The sequence below is a fragment of the Azospirillum sp. 11R-A genome (assembly GCF_049472615.1).
GTDB classification, from domain to species: Bacteria; Pseudomonadota; Alphaproteobacteria; order Azospirillales; family Azospirillaceae; genus Azospirillum; species Azospirillum palustre.
This window is the reverse complement of sequence record NZ_JBCEBL010000002.1, coordinates 19,379-38,369: the sequence shown is the minus strand read 5'-3', so window position 1 is coordinate 38,369 and position 18,991 is coordinate 19,379. Positions and strand designations below refer to the sequence as shown.

General features: G+C 70.6%; 16 protein-coding genes and 1 pseudogene. 8 read left to right on the top strand and 9 right to left on the bottom strand.

Annotation, left to right across the window (positions count from 1 at the left end; all coding sequences use genetic code 11):
* Nucleotide 1: 1 nt before the first annotated feature.
* Nucleotides 2–1,240, top strand: a complete 1,239-nt coding sequence (locus VH569_RS03795; RefSeq protein ID WP_423314193.1) for an efflux RND transporter periplasmic adaptor subunit — start codon at nucleotides 2–4, stop codon at nucleotides 1,238–1,240.
* Nucleotides 1,241–1,250: 10 nt separating this feature from the next.
* Nucleotides 1,251–4,325 (top strand): multidrug efflux RND transporter permease subunit, encoded by a 3,075-nt coding sequence (locus VH569_RS03790; RefSeq protein WP_423314191.1) that lies wholly within the window; start codon nucleotides 1,251–1,253, stop codon nucleotides 4,323–4,325.
* Nucleotides 4,326–4,410: 85 nt separating this feature from the next.
* Here VH569_RS03790 and VH569_RS03785 read toward each other — a convergent pair whose 3' ends face one another.
* The gene (locus VH569_RS03785; protein ID WP_098736128.1) at nucleotides 4,411–4,599 is read right to left on the bottom strand and encodes a hypothetical protein; all 189 of its coding nucleotides are present in this window, start codon (nucleotides 4,597–4,599) and stop codon (nucleotides 4,411–4,413) included.
* Nucleotides 4,600–4,971: 372 nt separating this feature from the next.
* Here VH569_RS03785 and VH569_RS03780 point away from each other — a divergent pair, with 372 nt between their 5' ends.
* From VH569_RS03780 to VH569_RS03765, 4 genes are all read left to right on the top strand, one after another.
* Nucleotides 4,972–5,823, top strand: coding sequence for a phosphate/phosphite/phosphonate ABC transporter substrate-binding protein (locus VH569_RS03780; RefSeq protein WP_423314188.1), 852 nt, complete (start codon nucleotides 4,972–4,974; stop codon nucleotides 5,821–5,823).
* Nucleotides 5,820–8,582, top strand: a complete 2,763-nt coding sequence (locus tag VH569_RS03775; RefSeq protein WP_423314183.1) for an ATP-binding protein — start codon at nucleotides 5,820–5,822, stop codon at nucleotides 8,580–8,582. The genes VH569_RS03780 and VH569_RS03775 overlap by 4 nt, the downstream gene beginning before the upstream one ends.
* 124 nt (nucleotides 8,583–8,706) lie before the next feature.
* The gene (locus tag VH569_RS03770) at nucleotides 8,707–9,099 is read left to right on the top strand and encodes a hypothetical protein (RefSeq protein ID WP_423314181.1); all 393 of its coding nucleotides are present in this window, start codon (nucleotides 8,707–8,709) and stop codon (nucleotides 9,097–9,099) included.
* Nucleotides 9,100–9,259: 160 nt separating this feature from the next.
* Nucleotides 9,260–9,634, top strand: a complete 375-nt coding sequence (locus VH569_RS03765; RefSeq protein WP_423314179.1) for a response regulator — start codon at nucleotides 9,260–9,262, stop codon at nucleotides 9,632–9,634.
* 43 nt (nucleotides 9,635–9,677) lie between these two features.
* On the opposite strand, the gene VH569_RS03760 is transcribed toward VH569_RS03765, so the two are convergent.
* A complete protein-coding gene (locus tag VH569_RS03760; RefSeq protein ID WP_423314177.1) occupies nucleotides 9,678–10,880 on the bottom strand; it encodes an NnrS family protein in 1,203 nt (400 codons plus the stop codon).
* A 132-nt stretch (nucleotides 10,881–11,012) separates the two neighbouring features.
* On the opposite strand from VH569_RS03760, the gene VH569_RS03755 reads away from it, so the two are divergent.
* Nucleotides 11,013–12,254 (top strand): winged helix-turn-helix domain-containing protein, encoded by a 1,242-nt coding sequence (locus tag VH569_RS03755; RefSeq protein ID WP_423314175.1) that lies wholly within the window; start codon nucleotides 11,013–11,015, stop codon nucleotides 12,252–12,254.
* Between the two features lie 12 nt (nucleotides 12,255–12,266).
* Here VH569_RS03755 and VH569_RS03750 read toward each other — a convergent pair whose 3' ends face one another.
* From VH569_RS03750 to VH569_RS03720, 7 genes and pseudogenes are all read right to left on the bottom strand, one after another.
* Nucleotides 12,267–13,352, bottom strand: a complete 1,086-nt coding sequence (locus tag VH569_RS03750) for a sensor histidine kinase (RefSeq protein ID WP_423314173.1) — start codon at nucleotides 13,350–13,352, stop codon at nucleotides 12,267–12,269.
* A gap of 96 nt (nucleotides 13,353–13,448) precedes the next feature.
* Nucleotides 13,449–15,149 (bottom strand): ABC transporter ATP-binding protein, encoded by a 1,701-nt coding sequence (locus VH569_RS03745; protein WP_423314172.1) that lies wholly within the window; start codon nucleotides 15,147–15,149, stop codon nucleotides 13,449–13,451.
* Entirely contained in the window at nucleotides 15,146–15,946 is an 801-nt protein-coding gene (locus VH569_RS03740) for an ABC transporter permease subunit (RefSeq protein WP_423314170.1), read from the bottom strand. Before VH569_RS03740 ends, VH569_RS03745 begins: the two co-directional genes overlap by 4 nt.
* A gap of 16 nt (nucleotides 15,947–15,962) precedes the next feature.
* The gene (locus VH569_RS03735; RefSeq protein ID WP_423314169.1) at nucleotides 15,963–16,727 is read right to left on the bottom strand and encodes an ABC transporter permease subunit; all 765 of its coding nucleotides are present in this window, start codon (nucleotides 16,725–16,727) and stop codon (nucleotides 15,963–15,965) included.
* A gap of 81 nt (nucleotides 16,728–16,808) precedes the next feature.
* Nucleotides 16,809–17,171 carry a metallophosphoesterase family protein gene (locus VH569_RS03730; protein WP_423314168.1) on the bottom strand — a complete coding sequence of 121 codons (363 nt, stop codon included), beginning with the start codon at nucleotides 17,169–17,171 and terminating at the stop codon, nucleotides 16,809–16,811.
* A gap of 160 nt (nucleotides 17,172–17,331) precedes the next feature.
* Nucleotides 17,332–17,529, bottom strand: a pseudogene (locus tag VH569_RS03725) (metallophosphoesterase family protein); the annotation flags it as partial.
* Between the two features lie 12 nt (nucleotides 17,530–17,541).
* Nucleotides 17,542–17,994: a DMT family transporter gene (locus VH569_RS03720; RefSeq protein ID WP_423314167.1), complete on the bottom strand. Its 453-nt coding sequence runs from the start codon at nucleotides 17,992–17,994 to the stop codon at nucleotides 17,542–17,544.
* Nucleotides 17,995–18,202: 208 nt separating this feature from the next.
* On the opposite strand from VH569_RS03720, the gene VH569_RS03715 reads away from it, so the two are divergent.
* Nucleotides 18,203–18,943, top strand: coding sequence for a helix-turn-helix domain-containing protein (locus tag VH569_RS03715; protein ID WP_423314165.1), 741 nt, complete (start codon nucleotides 18,203–18,205; stop codon nucleotides 18,941–18,943).
* The last annotated feature ends 48 nt before the right edge of the window (nucleotides 18,944–18,991 follow it).

Here is an 18,991-nt window from a genome sequence, read left to right as displayed (position 1 = left end):
CGTGACCCTGGACCATTCGCCAAAGACCGAGACGTCATTCGGCCACCCGGCGTCCGAGCCGGGTCGCGGGGCGCCTCCCCCCACCTCGCCGCCGCGCAAGCCGGTGACGCGCGGGCGGCTGACCGTGCGCATCGTCATCACGCTGATCGTGCTGGGGCTGCTGGGTGCGGGGCTGTACGGCTTCAACACTTTCCGCGCCAAGGCCATCGCCGATTTCTTCGCCAACAACAAGCCGCCGCCCACCCCGGTGGCGCTGGCGGAGGCGACGGTGCAGACCATCCCGAAATACCTGTCGGCCATCGGCACGCTCCAGGCGGCGCGACAGGTGACGGTGGCCCCCGAGGTCGCCGGCCGCGTCGACCGCATCCCCTTCGAATCGGGCGCCCGCGTCAAGGCCGGCGACCCGCTGGTGCAGCTGAACGACGCCACCGAGCAGGCCGACCTGCTGGCTCAGCGCGCCCAGGCGCGTCTGGCCGAGCTGAACCTGGAGCGCTACCGCGACCTGCGCCGCAGCCAGGCGACACCCCAGAGCAACGTCGACCAGTATCAGGCGCAGCTCGACGAGATCAACGCGAACATGAAACGCACCAGCGCCCTGATCGGCCAGAAGCTGATCAAGGCGCCGTTCGACGGCGAGCTCGGCATCCGTCAGGTCAATGTCGGCGACTACGTCAATCCCGGCGCCACCATCGTGACGCTGACCGACCTGTCGCAGCTCTACATCAACTTTACCCTGCCGGAGCAGAGCTTCACCAAGCTGTCGGTCGGCCAGAGCGTGCTGATCAACGTCGACGCCCTGCCCGGCCGCGATTTCGAGGCGAAGATCACCACCATCGAGCCGCAGGTCAGCGCCGACACCCGGGCCGTCAAGGTGCAGGCGACCATGGACAACCGCGAGCGCCAGCTGCGGCCGGGCATGTTCGCCAATGTCCGCGTCGTCCTGCCGCCGCAGCCCAACACGCTGACCGTTCCGGAAACCGCGGTCGACTACACGGTCTACGGCGATTCCGTCTTCGTCGCCACCCAGCAGAAGACACAGGACGGCAAGGAGCAGCTGGTAGTGGAGCGCAAGCCGGTCAAGGTCGGCGACCGCCTCGCCAACCGCGTGGAGATCCGCAGCGGCGTGAACGCCGGCGACCGCGTCGTGGTGTCGGGCCAGCTGAAGCTCGCCAACGGTGCGGCCGTGGTTCCGGCGGAGAAGAATCCGCTGACCCCGCCGCAGACCCTGCCGCAGAACTGAGGCCGACGCCATGGGCAGTTTCACCGACATCTTCATCCGCCGGCCCGTCCTGTCGCTCGTGGTCAGCCTGCTGATCCTGCTGATCGGGGCCCGCGCACTGCTGGAGCTGCCGATCCGGCAGTATCCCCAGCTGCAGAACACGGTCATCACCGTGACCACCAGCTATCCCGGCGCCTCGCCGGAGCTGATGCAGGGCTTCATCGCCACGCCGATCGAACAGGCGGTCTCCTCGGCCGAGGGCCTGGACTATCTGACCTCCTCCTCCACCCAGGGGCAGAGCGTCGTCACCGCCTATGTCCGGCTGAACTTCGATCCCAACGTCGCGATGACCGACGTGATGGCCAAGGTGCAGCAGGTCAAGTACCAGCTGCCGCGCGAGGCCAACGACCCGGTCATCCTGAAATCGACCGGCGAGACGACTTCGATCCTTTATATGGGCTTCTCCAGCCCCGACCTGTCGGGAGCGGCGATCTCCGACTATCTGACCCGCGTGGTGCAGCCGGTGCTGTCCACGGTGGAGGGCGTCGCCCGCGCCCAGATCCTGGGCGGCCAGACCTTCGCCATGCGGCTGTGGCTGGACCCGGTCAAGATGGCGGCGCGCAACATCTCGCCGGCCGACGTGTCGGCGGCGGTCGCCGCCAACAACTACCAGTCGGCTCCCGGCCAGACCAAGGGCGTCTTCGTCATCTCCAACGTCACCGCCAACACCGGCCTGACCGACGTCGAGCAGTTCCGCGACATGGTGGTGAAGGCGAAGGACGGGGCGCTGGTGCGCATGCGCGACATCGCCACGGTCGAACTCAGCTCCAAGAGCTTCGACGCCAGCGTGGCGATGAACGGACAGCAGGCGATCTTCATCGGCGTCGACAGCACCCCGACCGGCAACCCGCTGAACATCGTCGCCGACATCCGCAAGATGGAGCCGGACCTGCGGCGCAACCTGCCGCCCGGCATGAACATGGAGATCGTCTACGACAGCACCCGCTTCATCCAGGCCTCCATCGACGAGGTGGTGAAGACGCTGCTGGAGGCGGTCGCCATCGTCATCGTCGTCATCTTCCTGTTCCTCGGCAGCTTGCGGTCGGTGCTGATCCCGGTGGTGACGATTCCGCTGTCCATCGTCGGTGCGGCCACCTTCATGCTGGCGCTGGGATTCTCGCTGAACCTGCTGACCCTGCTGGCGATGGTGCTCGCCATCGGTCTCGTGGTCGACGACGCCATCGTGGTGGTGGAGAACATCCACCGGCATATCGAGCACGGCAAGTCGAAGGTCGCCGCGTCGCTGATCGGCGCGCGCGAGATCATCGGGCCGGTCATCTCCATGACCATCACGCTGGCGGCGGTCTATGCCCCCATCGGCCTGCTCGGCGGCCTGACCGGCGCGCTGTTCCGCGAGTTCGCCTTCACGCTGGCCGCGTCGGTGATCGTCTCGGGCGTCGTGGCGCTGACCCTGTCGCCGATGATGTGCTCGATCATCCTGAAGGAGGGCGAGCCGGGCCGTTTCGCCGCCTTCCTCGACCGTCAGTTCGAACGGCTGGCGGGCTGGTACGAGCGGCGGCTGCACGGCATGCTCGACTATCGCGCCGCGACCCTGCTGTTCGCGGTCGGCATCCTGCTGTCGGTCGGCTACCTGTTCGCCAACACCATGTCGGAGTTGGCGCCGGAAGAGGACCAGGGCATCCTGTTCGGCATCTCCAAGGGGCCGCAATACGCCAACCTCGACTATATCGACAGCTTCGGCAAACAGATCGACGAGACCTTCGCCGCCTTCCCGGAGACCGACACCCGCTTCATCCTGACCGGCCTGCCCACCCTCAACCAGGGCTTCGCCGGCATGATCCTGAAGCCGTGGGGCGAGCGCAAACGGTCGGCCAAGGAGTTGCAGCCGCTGGCCCAGGCCGAGCTGGGCAAGGTGACGGGCATCAACGTGTTCCTGGTGTCGCCGCCGGCCCTGCCCGGCTCCACCGGCGGCCTGCCGGTGCAGATGGTGATCTCCAGCCCCGGCGACTACCGCACCATCTTCGACGCCATCGAGCGGATCAAGGACGCCGCCACCAAGAGCGGCATGTTCATCGTCACCGACAGCGACCTGCAATATGACAGCCCGGTCGTCCGGCTGAAGATCGACCGCGCCAAGGCGGCCGATCTCGGACTGACCATGCAGTCGGTGTCGAGCACGCTGTCGGTGCTGGTCGGCGGCAACTACGTCAACCGCTTCAACCTGAACGGCCGCTCCTACGAGGTCATTCCCCAGGTGCCGCGGGCCGAGCGCCTGACGCCGGAATCGCTGACCAACTACTACGTCACCTCCGGATCGGGCGCCCAGATCCCGCTGTCCACCGTGGTGTCGGTGGAAACGGCGGTGGAGCCCAACGCGCTGAACAAGTACAACCAGCTGCCGTCGGCGACCTTCTCCGCCGTGCCGATGCCGGGCGTCTCCATGGGTCAGGTCGTCGACTTCCTGGAGGAGCAGGCGCGCACCCAGCTGCCCGCCGGCTTCAACCACGCCTACCTGTCGGAATCGCGCCAGTTCGTGACGGAGGGCAGCCAGCTGATGATCACCTTCGCCTTCGCGCTGATCGTGATCTATCTGGTGCTGGCCGCGCAGTTCGAATCGCTGCGCGACCCGCTGGTGATCCTGGTGTCGGTGCCGATGTCGATCTGCGGCGCGCTGCTGCCGCTGTTCTTCGGCGTCGCCACCATGAACATCTACACCCAGGTCGGTCTGGTGACCCTGATCGGCCTGATCTCCAAGCACGGCATCCTGCTGGTGGAGTTCGCCCGCGAGATGCAGCTCAACGAGGGCGTCGACCGCCGCACCGCCATCGAGCATGCCGCCCGCGTCCGCCTGCGCCCGATCCTGATGACCACCGCGGCGATGGTGGTCGGCCTGCTGCCGCTGCTGACCGCGGCGGGCGCCGGTGCGGCCAGCCGCTTCTCCATCGGTCTCGTCATCGTGTCGGGCATGCTGATCGGCACGCTGTTCACCCTGTTCGTCCTGCCGGCGGTCTACACCCTGCTGGCCAAGGACCACTACGCCGCCTCGCGCTCCAACCGGGCGGAGCAGCTGCGCAGCACGACCTGACGCGCCGTCGGGCACCGTGCGACGAAACAGGCCTCTCCCGACCGGGAGGGGCCTGTTTTCGTTCGGGGCTTTCTTTCGGGACCTCTCACCCCGCCAGCTCCGCCGGCACCGGCAGATCCTCGCCCTCCTCGCGGCGGAGCATCCAGATCATCCAGCGTTCCGTGTGGATCAGCAGGCGCCGGGTCTCGACGCTGTCGCAGCCGCGGCTGTGGCTGCGCAGGAGGCGGATGGCGCGGCAGATGGCGGACTGCGGGTCCTGGGCTCGATCCGGCACGGGCGGGGGTCCTCGGTGGCTATGCGGAGGGTAATGCGGGCTCTCCGACACATAGCGGACCGATCCGCAACCAAAGCGTGATCTTTCTTGGCTTCGCGCAGAATCCTGTCCGTCTGCCGTTCCAAAGTTGCGCCCGACTGCCGGAATGATGCGGACGGTGACGATCAAAGTTTCAAGGGAGGCCGCCGGCCACGGGTGTTTGGCCGGTTCATGCCCGGCAAAGGCCACCCTGTGCGCTCTTGTCCCTACCTGCGGCATTTATCGAATGTTATATCTTTCGTCCTAGACCATCGCTCGGGCCGTCGCCGTCACGAATGCTGTCCGTCCAAGCGCCGGCATTTCACAACCGCAGTCCGTGGGGATCCAAACGCCATGACCAAGCGACTGTTCGCCCGCCTCGCCGCGCTCTGTTCCGCCGTGTTGTGCGGCCTTGCGGCCACCGCGCCGTCCCCGGCGCAGGGGGAGGAGCAGGCGTTCCGCATCGGCATCGCCCCGCACACCAGCGCCCGCGTCATCATCGAACAGTACCAGCCGGTCCGCCGCGCGGTGGAGGCGGCGCTGGGCCGGCCGGTGGAGATCGTGACGGCGCCCGACTTCACCGCCTTCGCCCGCCGGGCGGTCGAGCAGGAATACGACATCGCCGTGACCACCGGCCATCAGGCGGAGATGCTGCGCAAGGATACCGGCTACCTGCCGCTGCTGACCTACAAATCGGACTTCCGCGCCGTGCTGGTGACGGCAGCCAAGGGGCCCTACCAGACGGTGCAGTCGCTGGCCGGCACCACGGTGCTGGGGCTCAGCCCGTCGTCGCTGGTCACCCTGTGGGGCCAGCACTGGCTGGCCGAGCAGAAGCTGCCGAACATCCAGCTGCGCTATGTCAGCGCCGCCGACAGCGTGGCCCAGCTGATCCTGGCCGGCGACGCGTCGGCCGGCTTCATGTCGCTGGCCAACCGCGCCAAGCTGGCGCCGGAGGTGCAGGTGCAGCTGTCCACCATCGCCGAAAGCCGGCCGATGGCCGGCCGCGTCTACATGCTGAACGGCAAGCAGGCCACCCTGCTGGAGCCGCTGCGCAAGGCGTTGTTCGCCTTTGGCGAAACCGCGGAGGGCCGGACCTATTTCGACGCCAACCAGCTGGGCGGCTACCGCCCGGTCACCGACGAGGAGCTGGAGGCGATGGAGCCGCTGGCCGACGAGGTCCGGAGCGTCCTGAAGGCCGGGAAATGATCCTGTCCCGTCTGGCGCCCTGGAAGACGCTGCGCGGGCGCATGCTGGCCGCCGCCATGGCGGTCGAGGCGATCATGCTGACCCTGCTGGTCGCCAACAGCGTGCGCCTGCTCTACGGCAGCCTCGCCGAACAGGCCAGGCTGCATGCGGAACAGGTGGCGCCGGTGCTGAACGCCGCCCTGGTGGCGCCGCTGGCCCAGCGCGACTATGCGACCCTGCAGGCGGTGCTGGACGAAAGCCGCTCCACCGGCGGCGTGCTCTATCTCGCCGTCGCCGACAGCAAGGGCAAGCTGGTGGCGACCAGCGGCTGGCGGCAGGACCGCGGCCTTCCCGCCCCCGACCCGGCGCTGACGCTGGACGCCAAGGACGGCGTCGCCCGCTATGACGTGACGGTGCCGGTGTCGCTGGCCGGGCAGAAGCTGGGCACGGTGCAGTTCGGCCTGGATCTGGCCCACATCGTCCAAGCGCGGCGCGACCTGCTGACCCAGGGCATCGCCATCGCCCTGTCGGAGATCCTGCTGTCGGCCGGGCTCCTGACCCTGCTCGGCCTGTGGCTGACCCGCCATCTGGCGGCGCTGGCGCGGGCCAGCGAACGGGTGGCGGCCGGCGATTACAGCCCGCCGGCGCTGGCGGAGGGCGACGACGACATCGGCCGGCTGGGGGCCGCCTTCAACACCATGTCCCACGCCATCAAGGAGCGCGTCGACCAGCTGACCGTGGCGCTGGACGAGCAGGAGGCGCTCGCCCGCGACGTGGAGCATGAGCGCGCCCGCCTCTCGGCCCTGCTGTCGGCGATGGATTTCGGCGTGCTGTTCGTCGGCGGCGACGGGCGCATCGCCTATGCCAACCCGGCCTTCTCCGCCCTGTTCGCCAGTGCCGGGGCGCCGGTCGGCCACCGGCTGGACGAGACGCTGGCCAATGCCGGCAACGCCCCGCGCGACACCGACCACACGCTGCTGTCGACGGTGGACGGCGACGAGCGGCGCGAAATGACGCTGACCGACGGGCGCATCGTCAGCTGGCACAATGTGCCGGTGCGCAACGCTGCGGGGACCGCCATCGGCAAGCTGTGGCTGTGCATCGACGTGACCGAGCCGCGGCGCGCCGCCGAACAGCTGCTCCAGGCCAAGGAGACGGCGGAAGCCGCCAGCCGGTCGAAGACCGAGTTCCTGGCGACCGTGAGCCACGAGCTGCGCACCCCGATGAACGGCGTGCTGGGCAGCCTGACCCTGTTGACCGACGCCTCCCTGCCGGCCGAGGAGAAGCGGCTGGCCGACGTCGCCCGCCGGTCGGCCGAAACGCTGCTGCGGCTGCTGGACGACATTCTGGACCTGTCGAAGCTGGAGGCCCGCCGCATCGACCTGGAGGAGGCCGACTGCGCCCTGCCCCAGCTGATCGACGGCGTGCTGGAGGTGCTGCGCCCCAACGCCACCGACAAGGGGCTGGACCTGTCGGCCCGGCTGATGCCGTCGGTGCCGGAGGTGATCGTCACCGATCCGGCCCGGCTGCGCCAGATCCTGTTCAATCTGGTCGGCAACGCGGTGAAATTCACCGAAGAGGGCCACATCGCCGTGCGGGTGCGCCGGCTGGACCGCGACCTTGCCGAATTCGTCCCCTATGGCCGCCCGGACTCCTTCCTGCTGGAGTTCGAGGTCGAGGACACCGGCATCGGCATCGCGCCCGACTCGGTGCCGACCCTGTTCGACCGCTTCACCCAGGCCGACAGCTCGATCACCCGGCGCTATGGCGGCACCGGGCTGGGGCTGGCGATCTGCCGCGATCTCTGCCTGCTGATGGGCGGCAGCATCGCCGTCGACACCGCTCCCGGCCGCGGCAGCGTCTTCCGCTTCACCATCGTCGCCGGTCCCGGCGATCCGTCGGCGCTGCGCCGCATCGACACCGGGCACGGCACCAGCCTGGGCGAGGCCGCGCGCGTCGCAGCACTGCCGCCGCTGCGCGTGCTGGCGGTCGACGACATCGAGGTGAACCGCGACATCGTCCGCGGCATCCTGGAACGCGCCGGCCACAGCGTGGCGCTGGCCGCCAGCGGCGGCGAGGCGGTGCGCATGGTGCGCGACCAGCCCTTCGACCTCGTGCTGATGGACATCCAGATGCCGGGCATGGACGGGCTGACCGCCACCCGCCGCGTGCGCGAACTGCCCGGAGACAAGGGCCGCGTGCCGATCCTGGCGCTGACCGCCCATGCGTCGGGCAGCTCGCGGCCGGAATGCCTGTCGGCGGGAATGAACGGCTTCGTCACCAAGCCCTTGCGTCCCGCCCTGCTCTTCGCCGAAATGGCTTCCGTGCTGGGCAACGGCCAGGGCGGCCAAGGGGGCGACGGCCTGCCACCCGCCCCTCAACAGGCCACGCCCAAGCCGGCCGCTCCCGAATCCCCGTCCCCGGAGGCTGACATGACCGATATCCCGGACGCCGACCTGTTGGACGAAGAGCAGGTGTCGCTGCTGCTGGAGGTGCTGACGGCCGACGACTGGACCGCCTCCATCGCCGGCTTCACCGAGAATGGCCGCAAGACCATCGACGGCCTGATCGCCCAGGCCCGCGCCGGGGAGCCGCACAACCGCACCGCCCACACGCTGAAGGGCACCTCGCTCAATCTCGGCGCCGCCGCCCTCGGCCGGCTGGCGAAGGAATTGGAACACGCCCCCGCCGCCGCGGTTCTGGAACAGGAAGGGCGGCTCCACGACCTGCTCGACCGCTCGCTCGCCGTCCTGGCCGCACGCACGCCGACCGCCATCTGAACGGATAAGCCGACGGTTGGGCAGCACCCATCGGGCAGTGCGGCTTCCACATTCGGACAGGTGGGCGTGGCACAAAAGCTTCCCTGAAGCGTTGATCCATCAGGACAACAACCAGAGAGGCATCATGAGCGAGCTTGCGGACGATCTCGACCAATGGACCGGCACGCGGCCCGGGGTGAGGGCCGACCGGATTCGGCCGGCGGTTCGCCAGGCGATGACGGCGGCCGGCTTCGCGCCGATGGATTTGGGCGACGGCAGCCATGCCTGGTATCGCCGGTCCGACGACGGCACCCATGCGATGATTTCGCACAACAACGCGCTGGACGGCGACCCGGCGGTCAAGGACTGGATCGTCGGCCAGTATGGCGAGCGCGGCGGCTTCGTCGAGGTCGGCGGCCTGCCCCTGGCCCGCGCGCTGCAAGGAGCCGACGTCCTGCCGTCGCCGGTTCGGCCGGACGGGTCGCTGGTGGAGGCGCTCTACCCCTCCCTCCAACAGGCACTTGATGATCTGGGGTGATAGTCCAGCCCGAGCTTGCCAATGGCCCAATGGGCGATGACCAAGGTCGGGGTGGACAAGCGGACGGCTGAACGGAAAAGCTCACGCCGGTTGCCGGATGGGATTGCGACCCCCATCTGTCCGCCGACCACCGCTTTGACCAGCAGCGAGCCGCCTGTCCATGGAAGCCGACCGATCCAAGCCCCTGCGCATCCTGCTCGTCGAAGACGAACCGCTGGTGGCCATGGCCATAGAGGATTCGCTGGAAGTCCAGAATGTCGTCGTCGTCGGCCCCGCCGGCACGGTGGCGGAGGCGCTGAACCTGATCGCCAAGGGCGGCATCGACGCCGCCCTGCTCGACGTCACCCTGCGCGGTGAGCGCGTCGACAGCGTCGCCGACGCTCTGGGCGCCGAGGGCATCCCCTTCGTCTTCACCACCGGTCATGGCGCCGCCGGCCTGCCGCGGACCCATCAGAACCGGCCGGTCCTGACCAAGCCCTTCCGCGAGGTCGAGATGACCGACGCCATCGACCGCTATTTCCGCGGCGGGGCGTAACGCCCCGCCCCACTGCACCCCAGCCACTCTCCCCCTGCCCTGCTCAGCCCGGCCGCCCATCGGCCCGCGGCGACAGCAGGACCGGGGCGTAGGCGACGAGATACAGGGCGAAGGCGGCGACCCAGGCATAGCCCGACCATTGCAACGCCGCCCACACCCAGTCCACCGGCAGCAGCGGCGAGGCGGTGCGGCCGACCGCGGCGACCGTCAGCAGCACATAGGCGGCGACCGTCGCCCGCGTCACCGTCAGCGGCCGCCCGGTATGGCCGAGCGAGGCGCGGCTCATCACCGCCAGGATCAGCGTGGCGAAGGCGCCGACCGTCATCGCATGGGTTCCCGAAGCAGCGGGCAGACCGGCCAGGGCATGCAGCCCGCGCAAGGTCAGCGCCACCGGCACCCACAGATAGCCGACATGCAGGATCCACAGGATCGGCGAGCGCCAGGCTTTCCAGCCCTGCCAGCCGGCCAGCCGCACGGCATGGGCCACCGCGGCGGCGAGTGCGATCAGTCCGGTGACCGCCGACTCCGGGGCCACCATCGTCGCCGGGATCAGCGCCAGCGTCAGAGCCAGCGTCGGCCGCTCCACCATCGGCCAGGACCGCACGCCCAGGCCCGCCTTGCCGAGCCCGTTGCGGGTGAAGGCCGGCAGGATGCGCCCGCCGATCACCGTCACCATCATCAGGATGATGCCGAGCCCGAGCGCGAAGCCGGCATCCGCCCCGCCGTCCAGCATCTCCAGCCAGTCCAGATGGATCAGCGAATTGGCGGCGGTCAGCAGCCCGATCAGGATCAGGAAGGCGCTGTTCCGCCACTTGCCCGCCTTCACCAGCGGCCGGGCGAGCGCGATGCCGAGCCCCGGCAGGAAGGCGATGTCGATCACCGCCGCCACCGCTTCCGGCATGCCGGTCCAGGGGAAGACGGCGATGCGGCCGGCCATCCACAGCGCCGCGAGCGCCATCAGCGGTGCGCCGGACACCGCCTTGGTCCCCGTCCAGCTCGGCACCGCGGTCAGCAGGAAGCCGGCGACGGCGGCCACCACCATGCCGAACAGCATCTCGTGCGCATGCCAGGCGCTGGCGCCCGCCGCATGCTCCGGCCATTCCCCGGTCACCAGCACGCCCAGCCAGGCGGCCAGCAGCCCGACCGCGGCCACGCCGCTGAACAGGAAGAAGAAGCGGAAGCCATACTGGAACAGGATCGGGATGGCGGGGCCGTCGTCACGGCCGGCAAGACTGGGGGAGGACATGGACAGGAACTCCGCAGGACGGGTGCTGCAATGCAGGATGACCGTCAGCCTGCGCGCAGCGCCTCCACGCCGCCTTGACGAAAATCAAACGCATTCTCAAGCTGGCGTCCCATCCAACCTCCCTCCGAACCCATGCCCCGTCCAGACAGCCTGTCCCTGCGCGAAGCGCGCCGCGTCGCCATCGCCGCCCAGGGTTTCCCCAACACCGCCACCACCGACCCAGTCGACGCCGACACGGTCGAAGCCCGCCACGCCCGGCGCCTGATCGGGCGGCTGGGGTTGGTGCAGATCGACTCCGTCAATGTGCTGGTGCGCTCCCATTACCTGCCGCTCTTCTCGCGGCTCGGTCCGTACGAGGCGGCTCTGCTCGACCGGCTGGCCTATGGCGGCAAGCGGCGGGCGCTGTTCGAATATTGGGGTCACGAAGCCTCCCTGATCCCGGTGGAGCAGCAGCCGCTGTTCCGCTGGCGCATGGCGCGGGCCGAACGCGGCGAAGGCACCTATGGCGCGCTGGCGCGCTTCGCCGTCGAACGCCGTCCCTACATCGAGTCGGTCCTGGCGGAGGTGGCGTCGCGCGGGCCGATGGGGGCGTCCGAACTCAGCGAGGCCGGGCGCGGGGCCGGCGGCTGGTGGGGGTGGAGCGACGGCAAGCGGGCGCTGGAGTATCTGTTCTGGGCCGGCCTCGTCACCACCGCCGGCCGGCGCGGGTTCGAACGGCTCTACGACCTGCCGGAGCGGGTGCTGCCCGCCGCCGTGCTCGACACCCCCACCCCGGAGGAGGAGGAGGCCCAGCGCGCCCTGCTGCGCATCGCCGCCCGCGCCCATGGCGTGGCGACCGAGCGCGACCTGCGCGACTATCACCGGCTCGATGTCGCCGACGCCCGCCTGCGCATCGCCGAGCTGGTGGAGGCCGGCGACCTGCTGCCGGTGACGGTGGAGGGCTGGGACCGCATCGCCTACGTCACTCCCGACCTGCGCATCCCGCGCAAGGCCGTGTCCCGCGCCCTGCTCTCCCCCTTCGATTCGCTGGTCTGGGAGCGGCAGCGCACCGAGCGCCTGTTCGGCGCCCGCATCCGGCTGGAAATCTACACCCCCGCCCACAAGCGCGAGCATGGTTATTACGTCCTGCCCTTCCTGATGGACGAGCGCATCGCCGCCCGCGTCGATCTGAAATCTGACCGCAAAGCCACCACCCTGCTGGTCCAGGCCGCCCATGCCGAACCGCATGCCCAGGTCGATGCCGTCGCCCCGGCCCTGGGGGCGGAGCTGCGGCGGCTGGCCGGCTGGCTGGGGCTGGAGCGGGTGACCGTGGTCGGTGCCGGCGATCTGGCGCCGGCCTTGGCGGGAGTGCTGGGCGACGCTCACGCATACTGAAGCCGGCTCCGCCTACCCCACCACCCGCTCCGGCGGAAAGCGCAGCCGCACCGTCGTGCCGCACCCCGGTGCGCTGTCGACGGCGATCCTGCCGCCATGCAGTTCCACCAGGGCGGCGGTCAGCGGCAGGCCGAGGCCGGAGCCATGCTGGGCCACCGTCATCGGATCATGGGCGGGATCGTGCAGCTGCGCGAAGGCGGTCAGCGCCTGCGGAATGCGGTCGGGCGGCATGCCGCGACCGTCGTCGGCGACCGCCAGGACCAGACCGCCATCCGCGTCACACTCCGCCCACACCGTCACATGGCCGCCGGCAGCGGTGAATTTCAGCGCGTTACCGACGAGGTTGGTCAGCATCTGCCGGACCAGCGACGGATCGGCCCACAGCACCGGCAGATCGTCCGGCAGGCGGGCGGACAGGGTCACGCCCGACCGCTCCGCCCGATCCGCCATCATCGACAGGGTGGCATCGACGATCAGGGCCGGCGGGCACTCCTCCTCATGCAGGTCCAGCCGCCCGGCCTCGATGCGGGCAAGGTCGAGCAGATTGTTGATCAGTTCCAGCATATAGTCGCCGGCGGCGACGATCTGGGCCGCCGCCTCGCCATAGCGCGGGCTGTCGGGCGGTCCCAGCAGCCGGTCGCGCAGGATCTCGGCGAAGCCGATGACGGCGGTCAGCGGCGTGCGCAGCTCGTGGCTCAAATGGTGGACATACTCGGACTTGCGACGGTTGGCCGCAGCCAGCTCCAGCGCCTGGGCCTTCAGGTCGGCACTGTCGGCAGTCGCCTCCACCAGGATCAGACCGCAGTCCGGCACAGGTCCGATGCGGGCGGTCAGGGCGAGCGGCGGGCCGTCGGCTCCCCGGACGATCACGGCGCGCTCGGTCTTCGTCCCGGCGGTGGCCACTGCCGGTCCGGCCGGCTCGATCCGCAGGCTGCCGCCCACGGCCTCCGGGCCGAACAGCGCGCGGGCCGTCCCGTTCAGCCAGACCACGCCGCCATCCTCCGCCCGCGCCAGCCACAGCGGCGTGGCGAGCCCGGCCAGCAGCTCCAGTGCCGGCAGACGGTTCAGATCGGGCATGGTGACGGACAGGGACGGCATCGGCTCCCCGGCGGCAGGCGTTCACGATGTGGAAACCAACGTCCTGAAAGGATAACACGATGGCATGAAAACAGCCAGCCGTTGAGTCGACCCCATTCACCCGTCAGCCGGCGTGTCCCAGTAATGGCAGGCCACATGGTGGCCGGGCGCCACCTCCTCCAGCGTCGGAACGGCCTGGGCACAGAACTCCCGTGCCAGCGGACAGCGGCGGCGCAGCGGACAGCCGGCCGGCTGGGCGAAGGCCGACGGCGCGTCGCCCTCCAGCGCCGGGCGTTCGCCCTGCGCCGCCGCCAGCATCGCCCGGCTGTAGGGGTGCAGCGGCGCCGTGCGCAGCGTTCCGGCGTCGGCGCTCTCCACCACCCGGCCGGCCAGCATCACGACGCCGCGATGGGCATCGCGCAGCCCCTCGTCATACCGCTCGGTCGCCAGGACCAGCGACAGCCGGCGGCGGTCGCGCACCGCCATCAGCGTGTCGAGGAAGGTTTCGCGTTCCTCCGCCGACAGGCTGGATGCCGGCTCGTCGGCGACCAGCACCCGCGGCTCCGACAGGATGGCGCGGGCAAGGCCGGCATGGGCGGCCTCCGCGACGCTCAGCGCCGACGGCCAGCGGAGCGCCGCCTCCGGACGCAGGCCGGCCTCCTCCAGCGCCTCGTCGATGCGGTGGTCGCGGCGGTCGGCGGCGATGTCCGGGCGCAGGCTCTCCAGCACGAGGCCGAACTGGGCGCCGAGCGTCATCGCCGGGTCGAAGGAGGCGGCCGGGTCGGGGAACAGCGGTTGCAGGTCGCGCCGGGCGCGGCGCAATCCACCACGGTCGGGGTCGTTGGCGTCACCCGCAGCCGGTGGCGCGGCGGTCGCCATCAGGTCGCGGCCCATCCACACCACCGCCCCCGCCGTCGGCGGCGGCAGGCACAGCAGCGAACGGGCGAGCGTCGCCTTGGCGCTGCCGGTCTCGCCCAGCAGGGCCAGCGTCTCGCCCGTCCGCAAATCCAGGTCGATGCCATGCAGCACCGCCAACGACCGCGCCTTCCCCCCCGGGCCAGGGGCGAGCGGATAGGACATGCCGAGACCGCGGGCATGCAGGCGGGCGGCTCCAGGCGGCTCCAGCGGCGCCAGCGGTTCGGTCCTTGCCGGGTTGGGCGGCAGCAGACGGGCGCGGCGCAGCGCCAGCACCCAGTCGGCCGGACCGGCCAGCCCATCCTCCGGCCGACCGGCCAGGATCAGCGCCACCCCGTCGGCCCGCGCCCAGTCGGCCAGCCGGTGGAGAAGCCGCAGCCGCACCGTCGGGTCCAGCCCGGCGGCCGGCGCGTCGGCCAGCAGCACCGCCGGCCCCACCGCCACCGCCATGGCGAACAGGCAGGCCCAGCGCAGCTGCTCCGGCAGCTGTTCCGGCGGCAGGTCGAAGCGCCGGGCGGCGGCGGGAACGCCCATGCGGTCCAGACCGTCGGCCATGCGGCGCAGCGACGACCGCAGGTCGAGCCCCAGATGGTGGCCGACCACCTCCGCCACCTGCAGGGCCAGCGGCCGGCGCGGCGCCAGCCGGCCGCCCTGGGCGATCAGCAGATGGCCGTCGACGCGGGCGGTGCCCGCCATGTCGACACCGGCCGGCAGTTGCCCGGCGAGCGCCCCCAGCAGGGCGGTCTTGCCGCTGCCGGCCCCGCCGGTGATGGCCAGGACCTGCCCGCGCTCCACCCGCAGAGTGGCGCGGTCGAGCAGGACACGGTCGCCCAGCATGAGGGTCAGCGCCTCGGTCTCGACCGGCGCGGGCTTCGTGGCCCCAAGGACGGATGCGTCGGTCATGGTTTGCGCTGTCCGGCCGCCATGCCGTCGGCGATGGCGCAGGCGGCCCAGAGGGCGAGCGCCAGCAGCAGGGCCGGCGGGACGAAGGCCACCGGGTCGCCCAGCCGCGCCGCCAGCCCGACCGAGGCGCCCCAACTGCCCAGGGCCGGCGGCAGCCCGAGGCCGAGCAGGCTGGCGAAACTCTCCGCCGCCAGAACCCGCGGCAGGGCCAGCACCCCGGCGGCCAGCAGCGGGCGCGTCAGGTTGGGGATCAGGTGCCGGCGCACCACCTCGCCTTCCGGCAGGCCGGCGGCGCGGGCGGCGGTCAGGAACTCCGCCCGCATCAGGCTCGACAGCTCGGCATGGGCGAGCGCCGCGACCGCGGGCGCCGCGGTCAGCGCGGTGACCAGCGCCAGCAGCCAGACCGGCCCCATCAGCCCGCCGGCGAGCGGAACCAGCAGGGCGAGCGGCCAGCCGGCCATCCGCTGGGCGGCGGCGATGGTGCGCCGCTCCGCCCGGCTGCCCGTCAGCGTGCCGAGCATCCCGGCCAGCAGCGCCCAGCTGATGCCCAGCAGCCCGCCCAGCACCGCGGCCAGCAGGGCGAAGGACAGGCTGCCCCGCCCGTCGAGCAGCGCGGCGGCGACCGGGTCGGCGTCCAGCCGGTGCACCGCGCTGCCGTCGGCCATCAGCGGCGCCGCGGCGCAGGCGAGCGCCAGGGCGGCGAGGATGGCGGCACCCGACAGCCCGCGGGCGAAGCCGGCACGCGGGGTCTCCGGCGGAACCGGATGGGAAAGCGGCGGTTGGTCGTACTCGGCCATCGGGGTCCTTCTTCGGTCACGCCCCTTCATAGGGCGTGGAGCTGTGGTTGGCCGGGTCGATCCAGTCGCGCACCCCGAGGCCCAGCGCGTTCAATAGCGCGGTCAGCCCGCCCAGTGCCACCAGGACCGGCACCGCACCGGCTGCCGATCCGGCGCGGGCGGCATCGACCATCAGCGCGCCCGCCCCCGGCAGATCCAGCAGGCTTTCCAGCGCCACCGCGCCGACCATCGCCGCCAGCACCGCGGCGCGCAAGCCCCCCATCACCGGGGCGACCGCCTGCGGCAGGGCGTGGTGGCGCAGCACGGTGCGCTCGTCCAGCCCCAGCCCGCGGGCCATCCGCACCGCCCCGCCCTCCGGCCCCGGACCCAGGGCGCGGCCCATCGCCGGGCGCGCCAGCCGGGCGGCCTGGCAAGCGGCGGGAATCGACAGGGCGGTCCAGCCCAGCGGCGCCGCCGACGCCCCGGCCCGCACCGCGAGCGCGGCGACGGCGGCCAGCAGGAATCCGGGCAGCAGCGGCCCGGCTCCGGCCAGCAGCCGGCCGACCAGACCGCCGGCCGACCGCGGCGCGACCGCAGCCCAGGATCCGGCGAGCGTGCCCAGCGCGGTCCCGACCGCCAGCGACGGCAGCGTCAGCAGAAGCGTCACCACCAGCCCGCGCAGCAGCGCCATGGCGGCATCCGGCTGCGGCGCCACCAGCGCCGACAGCCCCACCCCCGCCACCATCGGCAGGACGGCGGTCGGCACGGCATCGATCAGGCGGCGGATCACGGGACGCGGCATCTGGACAGGGGGACCGGTGGGAAAGACCATATGTGGGGCGACATGCGACCGTAAGCGCCCCTCCCCCGCCGGGCAACAGAATTAGCGTCGGGCGGTGTCTGCGTCCGATCGGACCGAACCGGTTTCGAGGATGGCGACCAGTTCGCTTTCGACAGGGCGCGGCAAGCCCAGGCTCTTGAGCTTCGCAATCGTCGCCTCGACCGGATAGCGAAAGGATTTGAGTTCGAAACGACCGTCCTGGCAGACGGCGTAGCTTGCCAGCGTCGTGCCGTTGCGGGGCTGGCCGAGGCTTCCCGGATTGAGCACCATCCTGTCGCCGACCCTGCGCAGCATCGGCACATGGGTGTGCCCGACGAGGAGGACATCGGCCCGCAATCCGTCGAGTTCCCTCTCCCACCCGGCGGCGTCCTCGGGATGCCGGCCATAGAGCGGATCCGACGGCATCGCGTGCGTCAGGTGAAAACCGGAGGCCGTCGCGCTCGGCCTGCGCCTGCTGCGGAAGCCCGCGCAGATAGGCCTTCTGCGCGTCGCCGAGGGCGGACGACGTGTAGCGTCTGGTCGCTTCGGCCAACGGACGATAGCGCGCGCTCCAGCGTCGGTCGTCGTCGTGCGCCACCGCATGGTCGTGGTTTCCCTGGATCGCCAGGGACGCCTTTCCCATGATGTCGGTGACGACGTCGTTCGGTTGCGGCCCGTAATTCACGAGATCGCCCAGCACCCAGAGTTCGTCATACGCCTCGGGCAGGGCGCGCAAGGCGTCGTGATTGCCGTGGATGTCGGATACGATGACCAGCTTCACCATGGCCTCCCGGTGTCAGACGCGGATCAGGACGACGCCCAGCAGCAGGGACGCCGCGCCGGCCAGCCGGGTGAGGCTCACCGGATGGTGGGGAAGGCCGAACAGGCCGAAATGGTCGAAGGCAAGCGAGCCGAGCATCTGGCCGACGACGATCAGGGCGAGCACGGTCGCGGCGCCGAGGCGGGGAACCATCAGGATGGCGGTCCCGATGAACAGCGCGCCGAAAAGGCCCCCCGTCCACGACAGCCACGACGTCGGTCCGGCCAGCTGGTCGGTGAGCCGGGGACCGGAGGAGGTCAGCGCCACCGCCAGCATCGCCAGCATGCCGACAAAGTAGCTGACGAAGCCCGCCCACCAGGGCGACCCGAGTTCGGCCCGCAGGTTCGCGTTCAGCACCTGCTGCAAAGCGACGCTCACGCCGGCACCGACGACGAGAAGATAGGAAAAGGCGGACAAGGCGGCGGTCATGCCATACTCCCCCGAAAACATGCCGGCCGGCATGGAGGGCTTTCCATGCGGCGCGTCCCGGAGGATGGATAGCAGCGCCGTGGCTCCGCCGTCTGGAACGCATGTGACCAAACCAAACCGCGGCCTTGCCCATGCAACCGGGACTTGATTACGGTTGCGCGAAAGTCGTTTTTTGAAAGGGTTGCGGCCGGAAGCGGGGTGGTTGGTCATGGCGGTGTCTTTTCAGTTCCCCAACGGCATGGGCAGCGGCGGCATGGGCAGCGGCGGCGCCTGGAACTATTGGCGCCCGTTCAGCCGCGACATCGTCGAACTCGGCGTCGTGTGCGGACAGGACGTCTCGCTGCCGGTGCATTTCCATGAAGAAGACCAGCTGACCTTCGTCCTGTCGGGCCGTCGGCGCTTCCTGATGAAGGACAGGCCGTTCGAGGTCGCACCGGGCCGGGGGGTGAGAATTCCGGCCGGAACGCCGCACAGCTCCCTTTCCGAACCGGCCGATGTCTTCTGCATCAACATCTACACCTCGCCCGGGGCCTGCAACGCCGCGGCCCTGTTTGCCGCGATGGCGCTGCTGTGGCGGCGGCAGGGGAGCATCGGCTGGCCCGATCTGGCGGCGATGATCGAGAGCCACCAGTGCGAGGACGGCATGCCGCCGCAACGGGTGGAGGCGATGCCCCCCTCCTGGGAAACGGTTGGCGAGGGCGCCCGCCTTGCCGGGATGAGCCGCGAAGGCTTCTCGCGCAGCTTTCGCAAGCAGCATGGCGTCCCGCCGCAGCTCTTCCGGCTGTCCGGACGATTGAACGAGGCGCGGCGCCTGCTGCGGGCCGGAGAACCGGTCGCCGCCGTGGCGGCCGAAGCCGGCTTTTCCGATCAAAGCCATCTCGGCCGCTGTTTCCGGCGCGCCTTCGGCGTCACGCCGGGCCAGTACCGCCGGAACCAGCCGCCCCCCTGAACCTCCTATACCCGACCGCCGCGCTTGACTTACAGCACCAGTTTTGTA